The organism is Pseudomonas sp. Root401, assembly GCF_001425105.1.
Taxonomy (GTDB): domain Bacteria; phylum Pseudomonadota; class Gammaproteobacteria; order Pseudomonadales; family Pseudomonadaceae; genus Aquipseudomonas; species Aquipseudomonas brassicacearum.
Genome location: NZ_LMDO01000001.1, coordinates 336,097 through 355,134, shown reverse-complemented (window position 1 = coordinate 355,134; position 19,038 = coordinate 336,097). Strand labels below are relative to the sequence as shown.

19 protein-coding genes and 1 pseudogene are annotated in these 19,038 nt (G+C 61.0%); 7 read left to right on the top strand and 13 right to left on the bottom strand.

From position 1 onward, the window contains the following. The first annotated feature begins 86 nt into the window (after positions 1–86). On the top strand, positions 87–545 hold the full coding sequence (locus ASC85_RS01545) for a winged helix-turn-helix transcriptional regulator (RefSeq protein ID WP_057447965.1): 459 nt from the start codon (positions 87–89) through the stop codon (positions 543–545). Between the two features lie 71 nt (positions 546–616). On the opposite strand, the pseudogene ASC85_RS33485 reads toward ASC85_RS01545, so the two are convergent. Then, positions 617–835 (bottom strand): annotated as a pseudogene (locus ASC85_RS33485) (LysE family translocator); the annotation flags it as partial. A gap of 167 nt (positions 836–1,002) precedes the next feature. Continuing rightward, complete coding sequence (locus ASC85_RS01540) at positions 1,003–1,272, bottom strand: YceK/YidQ family lipoprotein (RefSeq protein WP_057447964.1); 270 nt, start codon at positions 1,270–1,272, stop codon at positions 1,003–1,005. Between the two features lie 210 nt (positions 1,273–1,482). On the opposite strand from ASC85_RS01540, the gene ASC85_RS01535 reads away from it, so the two are divergent. Then, entirely contained in the window at positions 1,483–2,124 is a 642-nt protein-coding gene (locus ASC85_RS01535) for a LysE family translocator (RefSeq protein WP_057447963.1), read from the top strand. A gap of 9 nt (positions 2,125–2,133) precedes the next feature. Here ASC85_RS01535 and ASC85_RS01530 read toward each other — a convergent pair whose 3' ends face one another. From ASC85_RS01530 to ASC85_RS01495, 8 genes are all read right to left on the bottom strand, one after another. After that, the gene (locus ASC85_RS01530) at positions 2,134–3,180 is read right to left on the bottom strand and encodes a M28 family peptidase (protein WP_177343153.1); all 1,047 of its coding nucleotides are present in this window, start codon (positions 3,178–3,180) and stop codon (positions 2,134–2,136) included. Positions 3,181–3,289: 109 nt separating this feature from the next. Next, positions 3,290–4,495 (bottom strand): DSD1 family PLP-dependent enzyme, encoded by a 1,206-nt coding sequence (locus tag ASC85_RS01525; RefSeq protein WP_162254862.1) that lies wholly within the window; start codon positions 4,493–4,495, stop codon positions 3,290–3,292. Positions 4,496–4,677: 182 nt separating this feature from the next. Then, entirely contained in the window at positions 4,678–5,562 is an 885-nt protein-coding gene (locus ASC85_RS01520) for an alpha/beta fold hydrolase (protein ID WP_057447960.1), read from the bottom strand. After that, positions 5,549–6,454 (bottom strand): DMT family transporter, encoded by a 906-nt coding sequence (locus tag ASC85_RS01515; protein WP_057447959.1) that lies wholly within the window; start codon positions 6,452–6,454, stop codon positions 5,549–5,551. The genes ASC85_RS01520 and ASC85_RS01515 overlap by 14 nt, the downstream gene beginning before the upstream one ends. 5 nt (positions 6,455–6,459) lie before the next feature. Then, positions 6,460–7,071 carry a flavodoxin family protein gene (locus tag ASC85_RS01510; protein ID WP_003200650.1) on the bottom strand — a complete coding sequence of 204 codons (612 nt, stop codon included), beginning with the start codon at positions 7,069–7,071 and terminating at the stop codon, positions 6,460–6,462. A 3-nt stretch (positions 7,072–7,074) separates the two neighbouring features. Further along, a complete protein-coding gene (locus ASC85_RS01505) occupies positions 7,075–7,758 on the bottom strand; it encodes an iron-containing redox enzyme family protein (RefSeq protein WP_003200648.1) in 684 nt (227 codons plus the stop codon). Position 7,759: 1 nt separating this feature from the next. Next, positions 7,760–8,305 (bottom strand): hypothetical protein, encoded by a 546-nt coding sequence (locus tag ASC85_RS01500; RefSeq protein ID WP_046062793.1) that lies wholly within the window; start codon positions 8,303–8,305, stop codon positions 7,760–7,762. A gap of 8 nt (positions 8,306–8,313) precedes the next feature. Beyond that, positions 8,314–9,666 (bottom strand): phenylacetate--CoA ligase family protein, encoded by a 1,353-nt coding sequence (locus ASC85_RS01495; protein ID WP_057447958.1) that lies wholly within the window; start codon positions 9,664–9,666, stop codon positions 8,314–8,316. A gap of 657 nt (positions 9,667–10,323) precedes the next feature. On the opposite strand from ASC85_RS01495, the gene ASC85_RS01490 reads away from it, so the two are divergent. From ASC85_RS01490 to ASC85_RS01480, 3 genes are all read left to right on the top strand, one after another. Further along, positions 10,324–11,793 carry an anthranilate synthase component I family protein gene (locus ASC85_RS01490; protein ID WP_057448221.1) on the top strand — a complete coding sequence of 490 codons (1,470 nt, stop codon included), beginning with the start codon at positions 10,324–10,326 and terminating at the stop codon, positions 11,791–11,793. Next, on the top strand, positions 11,790–12,374 hold the full coding sequence (locus tag ASC85_RS01485; protein WP_003200640.1) for an anthranilate synthase component II: 585 nt from the start codon (positions 11,790–11,792) through the stop codon (positions 12,372–12,374). The genes ASC85_RS01490 and ASC85_RS01485 overlap by 4 nt, the downstream gene beginning before the upstream one ends. 80 nt (positions 12,375–12,454) lie before the next feature. Next, positions 12,455–13,273: an autoinducer binding domain-containing protein gene (locus ASC85_RS01480; RefSeq protein WP_057447957.1), complete on the top strand. Its 819-nt coding sequence runs from the start codon at positions 12,455–12,457 to the stop codon at positions 13,271–13,273. Here the strand turns inward: ASC85_RS01480 and ASC85_RS01475 are convergent. Next, positions 13,212–14,225, bottom strand: a complete 1,014-nt coding sequence (locus tag ASC85_RS01475) for an AraC family transcriptional regulator (protein WP_046062795.1) — start codon at positions 14,223–14,225, stop codon at positions 13,212–13,214. The two genes, ASC85_RS01480 and ASC85_RS01475, sit on opposite strands and share 62 nt — an antisense overlap. 201 nt (positions 14,226–14,426) lie before the next feature. Between ASC85_RS01475 and ASC85_RS01470 the strand changes: the two genes are divergently transcribed. Then, entirely contained in the window at positions 14,427–15,278 is an 852-nt protein-coding gene (locus ASC85_RS01470) for a 3-hydroxybutyryl-CoA dehydrogenase (RefSeq protein WP_057447956.1), read from the top strand. Beyond that, positions 15,271–15,885, top strand: a complete 615-nt coding sequence (locus ASC85_RS01465; protein WP_057447955.1) for a TetR/AcrR family transcriptional regulator — start codon at positions 15,271–15,273, stop codon at positions 15,883–15,885. The genes ASC85_RS01470 and ASC85_RS01465 overlap by 8 nt, the downstream gene beginning before the upstream one ends. Before the next feature lie 9 nt (positions 15,886–15,894). Here ASC85_RS01465 and ASC85_RS01460 read toward each other — a convergent pair whose 3' ends face one another. Both ASC85_RS01460 and ASC85_RS01455 read right to left on the bottom strand, forming a co-directional pair. Continuing rightward, positions 15,895–16,530 (bottom strand): response regulator transcription factor, encoded by a 636-nt coding sequence (locus ASC85_RS01460; RefSeq protein ID WP_057447954.1) that lies wholly within the window; start codon positions 16,528–16,530, stop codon positions 15,895–15,897. 4 nt (positions 16,531–16,534) lie between these two features. Further along, complete coding sequence (locus ASC85_RS01455; RefSeq protein WP_057447953.1) at positions 16,535–18,820, bottom strand: PAS domain-containing sensor histidine kinase; 2,286 nt, start codon at positions 18,818–18,820, stop codon at positions 16,535–16,537. Positions 18,821–19,038 lie beyond the last annotated feature (218 nt).

The window sequence follows — 19,038 nt, the reverse complement described above, 5'->3', positions numbered from 1 at the left end:
CTGACTGGATTGTCACCCGATCAGGTTTCAAATTGCAACCACGCACATCGACCGGACTTGCGATCCTTTTTCAGAAGGTCAATAAAATGGAAAACGCTTCACCGCAAAACAGCGAATGCCCGGTAGCCAGGACACTGGACGTGATTGGCGATCGCTGGTCGCTCATGATCATCCGTGATGCATTCGACGACATTCGCCGCTTCAGCGAATTTCAGAAGAGCCTGGGCGTGGCCAAGAACATTCTGGCTTCGCGACTCAAAGCGTTGGTCGAGGTCGGTGTGTTCGACGTTCGCCCCGCCTCAGATGGAAGCGCTTACAAGGAGTACGTCCTGACGGACAAAGGCCGGGCGATCTTTCCGGTCGTGGTCAGCCTGCGACAGTGGGGCGAACGCTTCCTGTTCGAGCCGGGAGAAACGCGTTCGGTGCTGTTGGACAACACGTCCGGGCAGGCCCTCATGCCGATGGATGTTCGTTCCTCAAGCGGTCAGAAACTCGGACCGGCCGATTGCCACAGGGTGAGGCTCATTGCCGACAACCTGACGTGAGCACTTTTATCCCCGCAAGACCAGCTGCGACGCGGCAGGCAACGAAGGCTTGCGCCAGCAACGGCTACTCGCTAAACCAGCTGGCGAACCCCCAGAGACAAGATCAAACCACCACACAGTCGATCAATAGCTTTTTTCCTACATTGATAGGCGCAAGCAATCCTCGGCTGTGAAAGCGCAATTGCGACCATTGCATACCAGGCCATTGAAACCATCACGACAACTGCCAGCATCGACAAAAACGTGCCTGGCGAAACGTGGGCGGGAGCCGCGCTTAAAAAAACAGCGGCATTGATCGTTCCCACGCTCTGCGTGGGCATGCATCCCGTGACGCTCTGCGTCACCTTCCAGAAGCGGAACGCGGGGCGTCCCTGGCGACGTTCCCACGCAGGAGCGTGGGAACGATCGATAATGCCGCATTGCTGCCCCACGGATTCAACCCGTCGAGGCGATACACCTACTCCTCGGCAGGCCTCATATGAAAAATCGTATAGGGCAGGATCAGCGTATCGGCGACGATGCTGAAAGGAAGGTCGACGACGGCAAACGGTGCCAGCGCGCGTGAATACACGTCGTGGTCATTCGTCGAGGCCTTGATGATCTCGATATCGGTCGCCGCACCGCAGTAAGGATGGCGGCCACAGAGCTGGCCCATGCCAAAGGTTTCGTTGGCCGTGGCGCATCCACCCAGCAACGCCATCGCCAAAGCCATTACTACGGTCCGCATGACACGCCCTCCCCCAGCAAAGGCCGGACTGTAGCATCAAAGCCACCCCAACGACTCAGCGCTCAAGACAAGGTCCCAGCAGGGTCGCGAACCACTGATGAACACCCCGAGCGTGGCTGCACCGATAGAAACGTTGTGGCGGCTGTATTCAGACAACCCCAGGTTCTCCTGTAGGATGCAGATATCGTCAATCAGTCGCGAATGTGATCAATGGAACTGCACTCAATTTTCGCCTTTACCCTGGTCGCGGCAATCGCCATTGCCAGTCCCGGACCTGCCACCTTGATGGCGATCAATAACAGCCTGGCCTACGGGCCGCGCTACGCGGTGTGGTCGTCGGTGGGCAACGCCAGCGGGCTGTTCTGCTTGTCGGCCGCCGCGATGCTGGGGCTGGGCGCGTTGCTCGCCAGCTCCGAATGGCTGTTCAACGCCGTGAAAGTCCTCGGGACGGGTTATCTGTTCTACCTGGGCGCCAGGCAGCTGTTCAAAAAGAGCCCGATACTCGCGCAGGATGTGCAAGCCGATGGCAAAACCAGCAAGCCATCGCGTTCAAAGCTGTACAAGTCGGCCTTCCTGACAGCCATCACCAACCCCAAGGCGACGATGTTCTTCACCGCCCTGTTCCCGCAATTCATCGACCAGAGCGCCGCACTGCTGCCGCAGTTCCTGATTCTTACCTCGATATTCGCAGGCTTGTCGCTGGTTTCCTTGAGCCTGTATGCCGCCATCGCGGCCCAGGCCAAAGGCGTGCTGAAACGGCCCACGTTTTCCGTGTGGATCAGCAGGCTCGTCGGCTCGACGTTCATCGGTTTCGGTGCGGCCATTCTGGCGATGCGGCGGCCGGCTGTTTAGGAAGTACTTTCACGTACCCCGTACCAGGTATTCAGTGAGTGTCGCCGCACACGCAATGATTCCTTCATGGAGCACCATTTCAAAGCCATGGGTATTTTCCGTTGGAATGGCGATGCACCCCACTCGCGCCGCCACTCCAGCACTCATGATGGCACTGGCGTCGGAGGCGAAATCCACCAGAAGGGCAACTTGTGGGTCATACCCCGAGCGCTGTGCTGCCTTGATCAGGGCGTCCACGACAGAGCGGGTGTAATAGCCCTTCTGGTCCCCGGTATTGATGATCGGGTCTGCCGATAAAACCGTTCCGTACTCGTCCAGGACCGGCCCCACCTCTACAGCAATGGTGGTATCCCCCGGCACGCGGGCAGCGGCATATAGCGCACCGGCGTTGGATTCCTCCTCAAGCGTCGTGCAGACGAACCAAACGTCTTGCTTGAGCTCATGCCTGCGGTTTTTCAGGTGCTGTGCTGTTGTGATCACTGCCGCCAAGGGCGCCCTGTCATCGAGGAAGTGAGCAGCGACTGAATCTTTCACTTGGAACGGCTGACGCCAGTGGCGACTGAGTACAACGCGTATGCCGGGCCGGACACCGGCATCGGCCAGTTCCTGCGGCGAACACCGGGTGATGACATGGACATCGCTCCACTTCACAGCCCCTGAAAGAACATCGCGCCCCTGCGCCGAACCACCACTGTTGTGCATGGAGCCATAAGACAGTACGCCGGGCAGGTATTGGGTATCGCCGAGTATGTCTACCGGACAAACGCCGAAGCAGATGGGCTGGGCACCGCCCAATGCTACGACCTCCAGATTACCGTCGTGCCTTACTTTCTTCACGATCATGGCAATTTCATCAAGGTGAGCCATGACCCTGATGGGCGCTTGCAAAGAATCAGCGGTAGCCTTGATCAGGCCCCTGACATTGCCTGCCTCGTCGACAGATATCTCATCGCAGTGCTTGCCCAGCTCCCTGAGGCATATTTCCCGAACCTCGTCTTCCTGCCCGCCGGGGCCGCGAGCCAGGAGCAATTCTTCGAGCAAGGGCTGAATGTCCATTGAAGACATCGGTTATTTTCCTGTTACGACGCTTGAAAAACGTAGACCGCCTCTTCTGTTCATCCGTTCAAATTCTGCGGACGCCCAAGCATGGCGGGGTCAACCCAATTCAATACACAGGCCAGGTTTCAACAATCTTCCCGCCGCGCACAGCCAGCAAATCGCCAAATTGCAGCAGCACGGATTCAGCCTGGGTCGGCCGTAAAAACACCTGGTCCTCCACGTTCAACCCTACGGCCGGCGAGCCGTTGACCATTTCCTGGTTGGAGCTGCGACCATAAAGCTCATTGCTTTGCAGCCCCTTGGGTGACTCGAACTCGGCCATCCAGTTACCGCCGTAGAGGAAGAATGTCGCGCGCTGATTGGGGTCCCACCAGGAGAACAATCGGGACTTGTCGTCCAGGGCTGGGAAGTTGACGGCCCCCGTGCTCTTTAGCACGGGCGTTGCGATAAAGGCCGCCGGCACATGCTCGGCCAGCGATGGCAGGTCGTAATGGGTCGGCTTGAGAAACGCCGTCCCCACCGAGACCTCGCTGCTCAAACGTTCCTGCTCATGTATACCGTAGCTGGGGCTGCCGGCTGTATTGAGCGTGAGCCCTTCGTGCCAAAGCGCAGGGAAGTGTTCACGCAGGTAATTCACATGGCCGTTGTAAATGACCATCACCTTGTCGAACAACGCCTGGGACGAACCAAGGACCCTGGGCACGCCCATGCCGACAAACGGGTCATACCCCATGAAGCCTGAAAATTCGAGCTGCTGCGCATGGGCACTGATTAGCGTCAGCATCTCGCCGAGCACCGCGTGGTCGGCGACTCCGCCACGGTGCAGGCCGACATCCAGCTCGATATTGATCCGCATCCGGATGCCCAGGCCTTGCGCCAATGCCAGGTAATCCATCAGCCGCCGGGGGGTATCGAGCAGCCATTGCAGTTGCCTGGAAGGGTCGAAGGTTCCCTTGTGGGTTTGGTAAAACACCTCGGCCGAGCGTACCGGTAAAGGCTTGCCGAGCAAGATGTCAGCCTCGGGAAAGGTCACTGCATCGTGATTGAGAAACGGCTGATGAAACGACATCAGCCGTCGGGTATCGGTACGTTTGGCGATGTACGCCAACAGTCCCGGTGATGGCAGGGATTTCTCCACCAGGCGCAAATGTTTACCGGCGCGGGTGACTGATTGCTTGACCACATTAATATTGTGATCGAGCAGGTCCAGGTCGATCAGCATCACGGGGCGCATCGGCCCATGGCGCTTCAGCTCCTGGTTCAGCGCGCGAAAGTACTCGTTGTAAGGGCTGCCCCGATCGCTCGGACGCAACAGCGCCCCCGCCCCGACCATCAATGCACCCACTCCTGCGGTGCCGAGCATAAAGGTTCTACGATTCATCAAGACGCTCCCGCGTGCGCAGTCAGGTGCACGTTACGGCAGCGGTACCCGGCTGTTGAGGCTATGGGAGGTCAGAAAGGGGACTTTGGCGGCCAGGCTTTGATCGATTCCTCCTAACCCCTGGACGTTGCAATGAACCCTGTGATGGCCGCCACCACATCGGCGCCCCGTTCAAGATAGGGCACATGCCCGCAGTCCTCGATGAACTCGCCGCGTGCATCGGGCAGTTGCTGGAGCAGGTTATCCAGGGTCGCCGGCAGAAACACCTGGTCGTGCCGCCCCCAGATCACCAGCGTCTTGGCAGCAATCTGTGGCAGCCGTTCGAGCAGCACGTCCAGGCCTTCACGACGGAAATCCTCAACGACCCGCTGCACAGCGGCAAACCTCGACTTGCCGCTGGCCGCCATGGCCTGGGCCAAGCGCCCTCCTACCTCGGGCGGCGCCTTGAACACCAGGCTCCAGAAGCGCTTCATCTCCTCGACCGTACGATAGCCAAACACCGTCCCCGGCCCTTGCAGGCTGGCTTTCAATGTGGGGCCTAGCGCTTGCTCACCCAGACCGGCAGGCGCCAGCAAGACCAAGTGACTGACACGCTGCGGGTGTTTCGCCGCATACAGCCCGGCCACGCACCCACCCAAAGAACTGCCAACCAGCACGAAGGGACCCTCGACGAGCGTATCCAGCAAGCCTTCGAGCTCCGCCAGCATTGCCTGGGGTCCAAAGCCAGCGCCCGCCTCGTAAACGGATTGGCCATGCCCCGGCAAGTCGACGAAAACGCAATGGTGATGGCGCGCCATGCCCAGCATCGCAGGACCCCACTGATCCTTGCTGGCACCCAAGCCATGGAGCATGACCAGCGTCGTCCGCTGTTGCCGTACAGGGCTTTGCAGATAAGCCAAGCGTCCATGCGCACCGCTGTGCCAGCGCAGTTTCAAACCGAACTGCCAGCGGTGGACCAGGCGCAAGGTGCCGAGCAGCAGTCGATCAACGCGGTTCATCCGCCACTCCTTGTCCTTTGTCAGCCGCCTTGGGGAAGAGTCTTGCCGGCAGGCGCAGTTGGCATAGCGCCACACCTGACAACGTCAACACGGCGCCGATCACCAGGCGCTGGCTGAAACCTTCGGCGAGCATGACCTGGCTGACAGCGATCGCGAACACCGGCACCAGGAGCAGGTACGGGCTCAGTTGCTGCATCGAGTTGCGGCCGAGCAACCAGAACCACAGGCCGAACCCCAGCAGACCACCACTGAGCGCGGTGTAGAGCACCGCCCACCACGCCTGGGCGCTGGCCGTGTAGACGCGTGTCCATTGCTCGCCTTCCTGGACGAACGACCACAGCAACAGTTGCGGTGCGGCGATGACCGCCGTCCAGGCACTCAAGGCCAGCGGATCGAGAGGCCCGAGACGCTTGGTCAACACTGATCCGGCAGCGAATGCCAAGGCCGCCAGCGCCACCAGCAACATGCCGATGAACGTCCCGCCCGCCGATGGCGTAGCGAGTAGCACCAGGACACCGGCGAACGCCAGCAGGATGCCCGCCAGGAGCCTCAGTTTCAGGACTTCCCCCAGTAACGCGAATGCCAGGACGAGGGTAAACGGTGCCGCCAGTTGATAGATGATCGCCGAGGTAGAGGCGTCTACCCGGGCGATACCGCAATACAGCAAACCGAAATGCAAGGTCCCGGTAATCGTGGCGATCAGGGCCACGGACGCCAACTGTTCACGTTTGACGCGCTTGAGCAGCGGCAGGAGAAACAGCGCCATGATCGCGTAGCGCATGGCGACCATGAGGATAGGCGGCAACTCGGCGCCGCCGATTTTCACTGCAGTGACCTGCGCGCCCCAGAGAAACGCGACCAGTAGCGCGAGCAAGGAATCTTTCAATGGCATGACAGTTATCCCTTCTGAAATTGAATGGGCCGCAGGATTCTTTCCGGCTTGCCTGTCGCAAGGGCTGGGGGGTTAAGTCGACAGTGATGCTCACAGAGCCGGTCCAATGTCTCGCGCAGGGCCTGTTCCGCTTCAGGATCGTGGGCCAGTTGGGTCTGGAAGCACGGCGGAAATCCCGAGCCGACCAGAATCATTTTGTTGAGCAGGACATTCAGCGCAACCTGGGAGAAAACCGCCGTGTGTCCATAGCGTCGGCCGACGACCGCAATCGCCGCGAGCTTGTCGCGCAGCGGACGCTCCCGTGGCCGCAGGAAGCCATAGCCGACTCGTTCCAGAAACGCCTGGAAGCGACTGTTGGTGCCGTAGGCATGCATGACGGGGAGATAGAGCACCGCATCGGCGCGGTCCAGCCGCGCCACCAACTGCCCGACGTCGTCCTGCACTTGGCAGTCCTGGTCGGAACAGGCGTTGTCGGCGTCGCAGTAGTCGATCCGGTAATCCTTGAGCCAGATGTCATCGACCGCGACCTCCTCGCCCAGGTGGCGGCGCACCAGCGCCACCACCCGTGCACTGACACCACAAGGTCGGCTTGACCCGACAATGATGGTCAGATTCATGATTCAGGACGCCTCCCGCAACCCTTCTTCGCCAGCCAGGTAGGCGCGCAAAGCCTCTTCCATCAACTGCCCGGTCAGCCACAGCGTGACGCGTGCCACTTCCTTGATCTGACGACGATCTTCTTCGGTCTTCACCGCACGCTGCATCGCCATACGCACTTCCTCGGCGTGCTTCTCGTCGATGGTCGAGTGGGCGACGAAGAAGGTCATCTGCTCATCCTTCAAGCCCAGGTCGGCGCGGAACCGCTCCAGGATAGGTTGGATGTGCTCGTAGACGTCCTCGGCCCAGTAGCTGTAGCCCAGGCGAGCGATCGGCCCCTTGCGGATGGCCACATCGTTGAGAAAGGCGATCAGGGCCTGGGTCGGCGCCAGGGGTGCCGGCATGGCCTGCGGCAACAGCCCGACCGATTCCAGGTCACGTAGCACCATGCGCTCGTGGCCCAGCTCTTCCAGGGCGTGCTTGTAGACGAAGCGCAACAGCGTCGTTTCCTCAGGATCGGCACTGAAGGCGCAGGCGGCCTGGTTCACCGAGTTGTAGCGGGTGTAGTGGTAGACCTGCAGCATGAGCTGTTGGTAGAGGGCTGGCGGCGTCGGGTTGTCCAGGCTGAATTTCCAGTAGGCGCCCTGCTTGATCTGGGCCCAGCCCGCGTCGACGATAGCGTCGAGTTCCTTGAAGAATGCTTGCATTTCAATTGGCTCCTTTAACATTGAGGTAAACACTTTCGAGTTCCAGGTACACGAGGCTGTAGCGCCGCTCGACCTGTTCCCCGGTCCAGGTAACGTCATCCACCAGCACGCGTCCGCCCAGGCCGACATAGAGCGCAGCCAATTGGCCGCGGCACAGTGCCGAGATGAATCGCAGGTGGGTGTTGGCTTTCAGCCAAATGGCCGCTTGCAGGAGAAACAGGCGCAGGTGCCGACCGCCGCGGTATCGCTCGTCCAGCACCAGGCGATTGGCATCGAAGGCATCCGTCGATTGTTCGAAATAAGCCTGCACGTCGACCGCTCGCTCGACGAAGCTCAGGCCATGACCCAGCGGGGTGACGCGCAACGTCCCAACCACTTCGTCCTTGTCCAGGTAGACCAGGTGATAGGACAAGGCGTCGCGCACCTGCTCCCTGCGCTCGAAGTCATCCTCCCGTGCCGGGTTGGTCCCCAGGTAGCGACTCCTGAGTTGCCGGACGGACTCGAACAGTTCATTGGCGTTGTCGATCACGCGAACAGACAGGCTCATCGCTGACCTCACTGGCCTTGACGCTGATCGACGATGCGTGCTTCTTTCCAGCTGAACCAACTGCCCAGGTTCACATGCTCGGCCAGATCGCCCACCACCATGACCGTGGCATCGACTCCCAGCCGTTCGCGCAGGCGCTCCTTGATCAGCAGCACCAGACGCCCACGATCGCCTTCGAAGAAGCGCGACATTTCCAGCTTGGCGATGACGGTGTCGCGATCATTGGCGCGACTGAGGATGATCTGGTAACCCAGGCATTGTTCGACGCCTTCAAGCAGCGCCTGCTCGATCTGTGCGGCGGAGAAGGCGCGATCGTTCAGTTGCACGGCATCCTTCACCCGACCGACGACCTTGACGGTCTGGCGCATCGATTGCGGATAGCCGGGACGCGACTGGATCGAGACCAGGTCACCCGTGCGGTAGCGAATCAGCGGCTTGCTGCCAGGGATCAGCATGGTCACGCACAACTCACCGTCGCCGGTGCAGCCCAGGCTTTCCCCGGACTTGGGATCGAGCACTTCGATGATGTAGTTGAGGCGATGCGGCACCAACTGGTCGTTGGCGTTGCAGGCGGCGATGATCAGCGCTTCCTGGGAGCCGTACAGGCTGTTGTAGGCCTGCGCGCCCCACAGGCTGTAGAGGTTGTTCTTCAATGCAGGGGTGCACAGTTCGCCGCTCATCATGAACGCGCGCAGGGCGAAGTCCTCGCGTGGGTTCAAGCCTTGGCGCTCGGCTTCCTTGGCCATGGCCAGCAACAGCCCCGGTGCCGATGCGAGCACGCCGATCCGCAGGTCCTTGAGCAGTTGCAGTGCCTTGGGCCAACCGATCACCGGCGAGTGCGGCCAGATCTTGGCGTTGCACAGGTCGAGCTGGGTGCAGACATCGCCCAGGGTGTCACCGAAGGAATGGACCTCGGTGGGTCCCATGATGCCGACCACAGTCCTTTCACCCGGGAAATGCTTTTCGATCACGGCCTGGTAGGCCATGGCCAGTTGGCGATTGCTCGCGTAGCTTTCCTTGCGGTCCCGTGGGCATGGCGTGGCGGGCCCGGTGGTCCCCGTGGTCTCGTAATAGAAGATGCTGTCTTCCAGCGGGCCGGACAAGATGTCGAAGCCTGCTTCGCGCAGATCATCCTTGGTCGTGAATGGCAAGGTGGCGAGGTCATCCAAGGTCAGCGAACGCTCGTCGACCTGGGCAAGGTGCCTGGAATAGAACGGCGAGGACCGCTTCACGTGGCCGATCACTTCCCGCAACTGTGCCTGGTGCCAGGCCGCCAGCTCGGTGTCGCTGAGGACGTCGGTCCAATAGGCATGATGAATCGGATCGTACCGCTTCTTGAATGTCTCTAAATGCTCTTTCATTTCAGCCGCTCAGGTTTGATGGGTTACTGGAACTCAACGGCCGCTACGTTAGTAACAGAACTTACAAATACCCAGCTGCGCTATCTCGCAGTTGTGCGCGCACGAGTTTCTTGTTAAAAGCACGCGCGATTACATACGCGCAGGGTTAGCTCTTCGCCTCGTCGACATTCAGAAATGAATGAAATATTAATATTCCCTCAGCAGTTGACAGCCCCAGGGCACGCTGGTAATTTCGCCGCACTGCCAATTATTCCCGCAGTGCTTAGCCAAGACTGGGATGTCTAAAAATGTACTATCACCTTTCTGCTATCAGTTCCTCCCACAGCTATCCCGACAGCTGTTCCCGGGCCATTCTGGCCATCTTCAAAAGCAATATCTGGCGTCGCTAATCTAGCGAAGACCGGAGCCTGTCTGCTGCCTGCCAGCAACGTCCTGATCTTTCCCCTCTGAAATCGAAGGCGCTCGCGCCTTGTGCCCTGCGCAACAATTGGCTGCAATCCATTGCAAGCTTTTTAGTGCGCGCGACATGAACAGCGTCCGCCACGTCTATTCAGGATATCCGTCAACACGTATTTAAAGTGCCTGCGCGCTTTATATTCCCGTGGCGCTCTCTTAATCGAGCGCCTGAATCGTTACACCTTGAATATGGTATTAACCGTGAATACAAATCTAATTGGCGTGAATGTTCTTCGTCGCGAAGAACGTCGACCTACGGATGCACTTGGCATATATGCAAATGCACTGGAACAACTGGGTCGCGAGTCTGTTTTCATTCTTGAATCACTGTCCGGCCCAAGCCGTGATCGCCGGGCGACGATCATCGGGCTCGAACCGCTGTTCGAGGTGTGTATCAATGAGGGCCAGGCCCAACTGCGAGGCTGCGCCGCCCTGTGTGAACATTTGTCCGCCAGCCTGCGGCAAGCGGGCATGCAGGTCGACCAGGAACACAAGATCCATCTACCCGACAGCGAAGCGGCGTGGAACCTGCTCCGGGCTATCCAGGCAACATTCCAGCCTGCGTCCAATGCCCCTTCCAGCCTGGCCTTCTTCGGCTATTTCTCCTACGACTGCGTTCGCCTGATCGAGCGACTTCCCGATCTGGCCAAACAGACCTACGACTACCCGCTCATTGCCCTGTCGGTCTATCAGACGCTGGTTTATTTCCACAGCAATGGCATCGTCGAAACCCTGATCAACAACCACGATCTCTGGTCGCCCCGTACGTTGGAGGACTACCCCTTCCTGAGCACAACCCCGGCAGCCGAGGCACTGGCTCCGCTACCGTACCCCGAGGGCTTCGAGGAAGAGCGCACGGTGACCCCGGAGCAATTCGTCGAGCGCGTCGAAGTGGCGATGGAGCACATCCGCGCCGGCGACGTCTACCAGATCCAGCTCGGCCATGAGATTCGCATCCGCTCGCAGGTTTCACCGTTCGATGTGTACCAGAACCTGCGCCTGCGCAACCCTTCGCCCTACATGTACCTGGCCCACGTAGGCGGCATCGACCTGATCGGCGCCAGCCCCGAGCTGTTCGTCAGGATCAAGGACGACTTGATCGAGATGCGCCCGATCGCCGGCACCGTGGGCAAGAAGCCTGGTGTCGATCCGACTCAGTTGGTCCTGGAGCTGACCCGCTCCGAAAAGGAGCGCGCCGAACACCTGATGCTCATCGACCTGTGTCGCAACGATATCGGTCGCGTGTGCCAGGCCGGCTCGCTGGAGGTCGATGAGTTCATGCTGGTGGAAGAGTACTCGCACCTCTACCACATGGTGTCGAACGTTCGCGGTTTGCTGCGCCCGGGCCTGGATGCCTACGATGTGATCAAGGCCTCGTTCCCCGCGGGCACCATGTCCGGCGCGCCCAAGGTCAGGGCGATGGAGCTGATCGAGGGGATGGAAAGCAACCGCCGGGGCATTTATGCCGGGGCCCTTGGCCTGGTCGGTTTCGATGGCAGCGTCAACACCGCATTGTGCATTCGCTCGACGGTCTTCGACGAGGGTACCTACCACTTGCGTGCATCCGCCGGAGTGGTGGCCGATTCGGTGCCAGAGCTTGAGTGGAAAGAGACGCTGTACAAGATGGGTTCCGTCTATCGGGCAGTGACCGGCCAGGAGATCGCACTGTGAAAGTATTCTTGATCGACGCCTATGACAGCTTCGTCTTCATCATCAGCCAGTACCTGGAACAACTGGGGCTGGAAACCCACGTCGAGCGTCACGACGTACCGGACCTCATCCAGCGCATTGAAGCGTTCTCGCCGGATTTCTGCGTGCTGGGCCCTGGGCCTGGGCATCCGGCCGACGTGGGCTACATCGAAGTGATCAGGCACTTTCAGGGGCGCCTGCCGCTGTTGGGTGTGTGCCTGGGTCACCAGGCCATCGGCCTGGCCTTCGGTGCCCAGGTTTGCCGGGCCCCACACGTGATGCACGGCAAGGTGAGCACGATCGAGAACGACGGCAAGGGCGTCTATGACCACACCCAGGCACATGCGATTCGGGCGACCCGCTACCACTCGTTGATGATCAGCGAGCAGCCGTTACCCGACTGCCTGGAGATCACGTCCAGATCCACGGACGACGGCTATGTCATGGGCGTGCGCCATCGCCACCTGCCGGTGGAGGGCGTGCAGTTCCACCCTGAAAGCATCCTCACCGAAAACGGCCTGGACCTGTTCCGCAGTTTCATCCGGTGTCACGTGCACAAGTGATCCGCCCGGAAGGGGCATGCGCCCCTTCCTTCCATGTACTGCGACTGCTTCATTCCTGCTACAACTAGAGCGATCCGTTTATGGACAAACACCACTCCCCCGCCTGCGGCCGGACCCAGGCCGAGCGTGCCGCTACGCTGACCGCCTTCACGAGCCTCGCCAAGGATGCCAACCGTTGCGATTGGGAGCGCCTGCTGAACAAAGTGCTGCGCCAACTCGGCTTCGGCAACTACCTCATCAGCCTGGGACCGGTAGCGCCGAGGGATACCGACCCTCTGGCCGGCCTCATCACCACCTTTCCCAAACGCTGGCTGGAACACTACCGCTGTGACGGGCTGATCGAGATCGACCCGATACTCAGGCACTGTCGACGCGAACTGGTGCCGCTTTTCTGGGACAGCGAGCGACGGCGCGCCCGGGGACGCTCCCGGCACTTCTGGGAGCAACGCGAGCAACACGGCCTGCGCAGCGGCGTGAGTATCCCGCTGCGCTACGAAATGCTCAGGGGAACACTGAGCGTGGCCTTCGACGACACACAGATCACCGAACAAAAGGGTTTTTCCAACCCCGCCGTTTACCAACTGTTCATGCTCATCCCCTACCTGCTCGCCGGGATACGACATCAGTTGCAACGACCTGTCCAACCGCGCCAGGACCTGACGCCCAAGGAAATGGACTGCCTGTACTGGGCCAGCGAAGGCAAGACCACCTGGGAGATCAGCCACATCCTGACCTGCTCCGAACGCACCATCGACTTCCACCTGCTCAATGCCCGACGCAAGCTGGGTTCGGTAAGCCGCCAGCAGGCCGTCAGTGCCGCGGTGGCCTGTGGGCTGGTCATGCCGACCGCTGGAAGCGTGCACGATAGCGACCGGGGCTTTCGCCGGTCCATTTCTTGAAGGCACGATGGAAGGCGCTGGGCTCCTGAAAGCCGGTCTGTTCGGCAATGTCACTGATGCTGCTGCCGGTCTGGCGCAGCAGCTCGACGGCCAGCCCACGGCGGACCTCGTCCTTGATTTCCTGGAACGAACTTCCTTCGCGCTCCAAGCGTCGACGCAAGGTGCTGGGGCTCATCCGCAAGTCACTGGCAAAGGCTTCCAGGGTCGGCCACTGGCTGTAATGGCTGTGGCGCAGGCACTGATGAAGCCGCGTAGCCAGGCCATGCTGATTGCGAAAACGGATTACCAGCCATTGCGGCGCACTGCGCAGAAATACCTTGAGGGAGGCCAGGTCCTGGACGACTGGCAAGCGCAGGTAGCGGCTGGCGAATTCGATTTCCGTGCGCTCGGCGCCAAAGCTCAGGTTGGGCCCCCAGAGCAGCGCATCGTCGCTGAGGGCCAGGCGCGACTGACGAAAGTCTGCGCGATCGATGGGAATGCGCCGCCCGCCCAGCCAACACAGCAGGCTGATCATCAGCACAAGGAAGGTTTCCTCGCCAAAACGCCGGGCATCCGGATCCGCCGAGCACGTCTGCAGACTGATCACCGCCCGCTTGCCGCGCACGCTGAGGCTGCCGCGAAAGTCCCTCAGGAACAACCCGAAGTTACCCAGGCACTGGCGCAAGGCCTTGCCCAAGTCGGGTTCCTGGATCAATCCCCGACAAATCAGGGCAAAACTGCCGACCGGCATGCCGTGGGAATCCAGCTGGAAGAACTCGTCCTGTAGTTCGCGAATCTGGATCAGCCACAAGGCAGCAAAAGCGCTCGCTGAAACCCGTGCCTCAGGCTGGCCCAGCAACGCCGGGTCGATGCCGGCCTCGGCCAGTATCGCCGCCAGCCGTTGAGGCTGGTCCCGCAGCGCGTGGATCATGGTGTGCACGAAGTAGACCGCGACCGAATCCTTTTCCCGCATAAACCCAGTTTCCCCACGTCCCGGATGGCAAAAAACGCCAGCATCGCTGAGCAGTTATGGCATAGGCCCACCCAACGGCGGCCTCTAGACTGGCGGCATTAAGGGGCACGGCACACTATCTGTCGAGCCCTTCCAGCGGACCGCGTCCAAGGCCAGCCATTGGCTGCACGTTGGGGCGCGCTAAAAAGGGAAACACTCCACATGCATCTGCACACAATCGGCGTGATCGGCGCCGGCACCATGGGCAACGGCATAGCACAGGTTTGCGCCCTGGCCGGTTTCGAAGTGATCTTGCTGGACATCTGCGCCAGCGCCCTGGAAAAAGCCCTGGCCACCGTGGCCAAGAACCTCGACCGGCAAATCGCCAAGCAGACCCTGAGCCAAGCGCAGAAACATCTCGCCCTGGAGAAGATCCGCACCAGCACCGACTACGCCAGCCTGGCCGATGCACAACTGGTGATCGAAGCCGCCACCGAGAACCTCGAGCTGAAACAGCGACTGCTGCAACAGGTCGCCACTCAAGTCAGCAGCGACTGCGTGATCGCGTCCAACACCTCCTCGCTCTCGATCACACAACTGGCCGCCGGCGTCAGTCATCCAGAACGCTTTATCGGCCTGCACTTCTTCAACCCGGTGCCGGTAATGGGCCTGATCGAGGTGATTCGTGGCCTGCAGACCCACGACGCGACCCACGCCATGGCCCTGGAAATGGCCCGACGGCTGGACAAGACCGCGATCACCGCCGGGAACCGTCCGGGCTTCGTGGTCAACCGGATCCTGGTGCCGATGATCAACGAAGCCATCCTGGTCTTCCAGGAAGGCCTGGCCAGCGCCGAAGATATCGACGCGGGCATGCGCCTGGGCTGCAACCAGCCCATCGGACCGCTGGCCCTGGCGGACCTGATCGGCCTGGACACCTTGCTGGCAATCCTGGAGGCGTTCTACGAAGGCTTCAACGACAGCAAATATCGCCCGGCTCCATTGCTCAAGGAAATGGTCGCCGCCGGCTATCTGGGACGCAAGTCCGGGAGGGGTTTCCATGCCTATGGCTGAGCGCTGCTCGCGCTTCGCCGAGAGCCGGGACAAGGCCCTGGAGCTGTTCGCCAACAAGGGCTTCGGCCAGGTTGGCATGCGGGAGCTGGCAAGTCACCTGGGGTTGACGCCTGGCTCGCTGTATCACCACTACCCAAGCAAGCAGCACCTGCTGGCCGATCTGATCGAGGAGTTTTTCGAGGAGCTGTTGGCCACCCTCGGGCGCATTGAACAGCAACCCCGGGACAAGCGCGGCAACCTGCAACGGTTGATCCGCGCCCACCTCAAGCTGCACCGGGAGATGCCCTGGCATTTTCGCCTGGCGGAGCGCGACAGCGGTTGTCTCAATGTCGAGCAGCAACAGCGAGTACGGTATTTACGCGAACACTACGAACGGCGGCTGTTGCTGATGCTGGGCCCTGCTCGGCGTCTCCCCTCCCAAGCATTAGCCGCTGCCGGCCACGCCATTGCCACCCTGCTCAACAGCGCACCCAGTTGGCTGGCGCAGCAGCCTCTGGAGCAACACGAGCACGACGAGTTGCTGGAGAGCCTGCTCGCTGGGGCCATAGAACGGGTATTGGCTTCCAAGGTCGCAGCCGAAGCAACGTTGTCTGTCACCACGGCTTGAGCCAAGTCCTCAGCGCAACTGCAACGGGTCGACCAGGCCAGCGACAATCGCCATGCCAACCAGCTGCGGCAAGTTCTCGGCCTCCATGCGCTTCATGACCCGGGAACGATAGAGGTCGATGGTCCTGACATTGACCCCAAGCTGCTCGGCGATTTCCCGGTTGGTGTAGCCCCGGACCAGAGGCAGCAACACGTCATTTTCCCTCGGGGTCAAGCTCTGGAGCCGGGCCTGCACCCGCGCCTGGCCTGCGCTGACGGTCTGGCTGTCGTCGGCCAGGCTCAAGGCCTGCTGCACGCTGTCGAGCAGCAACTGTTCGTTGTAGGGCTTCTCGATGAAATCATGGGCCCCGGCCTTGAACGCCCGCACCACAATCGGCACATCGGCATGCCCACTGACGAAGATTACCGGCAGGCGCAGCCCACGGTTGCGCATCTCTTCCTGCACGTTGAGCCCCCCCATGCCTGGCATGCGCACGTCCAGCAGCACGCAACCATTGAGCGGGTTGTTGCAGGCCTCGAGAAACTCCCGGCCACTGGTGAACGAGAGGGCCTTGAGGCCCACGGACTCCAGCAGCCAGACCGTCGAGTCGAGCAAGCCTTGATCATCGTCGACCACATACACCACCTGCTCCGCCACACTCACCATTGCCTTACTCCTCTTGTTGTCGGGCCGAGCCGGCCAGGGTCGGCCCCGGCAAGTTGCAGCGCATCTGCAAGCCCACGGCCAAGGGCCGGGCCTGCAACTCGCCACCAAAACCTTCGATGATGCTGCGACTCATGGACAGCCCCAACCCCAGGCCGTTGACCTTGCTGGAATAGAACGGGGTGAATATCTGCTCCAGTTGCGCCGTCGGCACGCCGTGTCCCTGGTCGCTGACGCTGACCTGCACCCCGCCGTCGGCCCCAGGTTCGACCGCCAGGACGATCTGCGACGGCAGGCCGGGATGGGCCTCGCGATTGGCCTCGATGGCGTTGCGCAGCAGGTTGAGCAGCACCTGCTCCAGCAGCACCCGGTCGGCGTAGACCAGCGGCAGATTATCCGGCAACCGCTCCACGATCTCCACCTGGCAACTGTTCGCTTCCCAGAGGCACAGGCGCGTGGTTGCCCGGGCAACTTCACTGAGGTCCAAGGCCTCCATACGGCGGCGACCTTTACGCAGAAAGGCGCGCAGGCGCTTGATCACCTCCGATGCGTGATTGGCGTGTACGGCGATCCGCTCCAGCCCCTGGGCTACCTTCTCGGCGGCCTCGGAATGACTGCCCAGGGCTTGCAGATAGCGCTGGCTGGCGTTGGCATAATTGACCACCGCCGCCAGCGGTTGATTCATCTCATGGGCAATGCCCGAGGCCAGTTCACCAAGGGTCACCAGGCGCGCTGTGTGAGCCAGTTCGTCCTGATGATGACGCTGCTGGGCTTCACGCAACTCTCGTTCGGACTGGTCGTGAGCCACCAGCGAATAGAAACGCTCGCCACTGGCCGCGCGGTGGGCCAGAAGCATCAACGACACCGGCACCGAAGCCCCTCCGGCCGGCGGTTGCAGGCGAGCCTCGATGCTCCAGCGGCCGCTGCGCTCGGCATAATCCCACCCTTCCTGTTCCAGGCTGGCCAGCACCTCGGCGCTGAGAAAGGCATCCAGCGTAGGCAGGCTGTGTTGCACCTCCAGTCCAAGGGTGCGCCGCGCCGCCGGGTTGAGGTAGGTCACCGCGCCATCGGGCTGGATGAACAGCACCGGGTCGGTGTTGGCTTCCACCACCTCCGCCAAACGGCGCTTGTTTTCTTCGGCCTGGACCCGGGCGGTGATGTCCCGGGACACGCTGATCACCTCAACCACCGCGCCGGTGTAGGTTTCGCGAATGGCACGGCACGCGGTCTCGAACCACAAGTAATGGCCGTCGCGATGGCGAATGCGGTAGGTCATGGTGTGATAGCCGTCCAGCTCCAGGGCATCGCGGGTGCGTTGCATCAGGCCAGCCTGGTCCTGCCGGTGAAACAGGCTGTGGGCCTGGCGCCCATGCAGCTCCTGCGGCCAGTAGCCAAGCAAGGTCCAAGAAGCCAGTGACGCATCGAGGAAGCAGCCGTCCGGGGTATGGCGGGAAATCAGGTCGGTGGTATTTTCGGTGATCAGCCGGTACAGGCGCCGCGCCTTGGTCGACTCGCGCTCAGCGAGGATCTGCGCGGTGGCCTGGCGACAGCGGGCCAGCACACGATTGGCCTTGGGGTCGGGAATGAACGTCCAGATCAGGATCTGCTCAGCGACCTGCACCTCCACGTTCTCGATGGCTCGCTGCTGGGCCAGACAGGCCTGCACCAGGTGCGAGTGGCTGACCGGCAACAGGCTCGAGGCATCGACCAACGACAGCTGTTCGAGCAGCGCCATCAGCGCCTCATTGAGCTCCAGCGGTCGGCCTCGCGAATCAAGCAATGCACTTGGCTGCGGGTCATGACCGAGCAGCGGCGAATCGCGCAACTGGCCACCGACACTGGCTAACAGCAGATTCAGCAATTCGTGCACGGCCACCAGCCAGTCCTGGCCCACTTCCGGCTGTAGCTCAACCAGCAGCAAGCCCTGCTGCCCCGGCTGCAGGGTCAACTCCAGGACCTGGCCATGCTCGAGGGCCGCACGACGCAGACGACCGGCCAGCCAGCAATCGAGCTGGCGCACCTGCGTCAGCTCCAATCGTCCCTCGTCCTGCAAACGCTGGAAAAGTGCCCGGTCACTGCTTTGCAAAGCTTCACCAAAGCCCGGCGGCAAATGCCGGGCACGACCTTCATGCCGATAGATGCCACTTGGCGCATGCCAGCTCAGGTAGACCGCCCGGCGGATTTGCGCGCAATCCTGCAAGGCCCGGCAAAGGGCATCGGCGCAAGCCGCCAGGGCCATGCCTTCACGTTGCAGGCGCAACCAGCCGTGCAAGCGAACGGAGGTGGAGATCATCAGAAAACCTGTCGTAAAGAGAGGGCGAGCCGCATATGGTATATATACTATACAACTCAGGTAGTACTTCCATATCAATCGGCAAACAGTATATAAATTCCCCCGGATAAGTCACCGAGCTTTTCTGTGGTGAACGCGTCTGCCGACAATCGCACTGCGATTCAGCGAGCACCGGCAGCCCGTGACCACGAGAATCTCGGCCAATAGAGCTAATAATC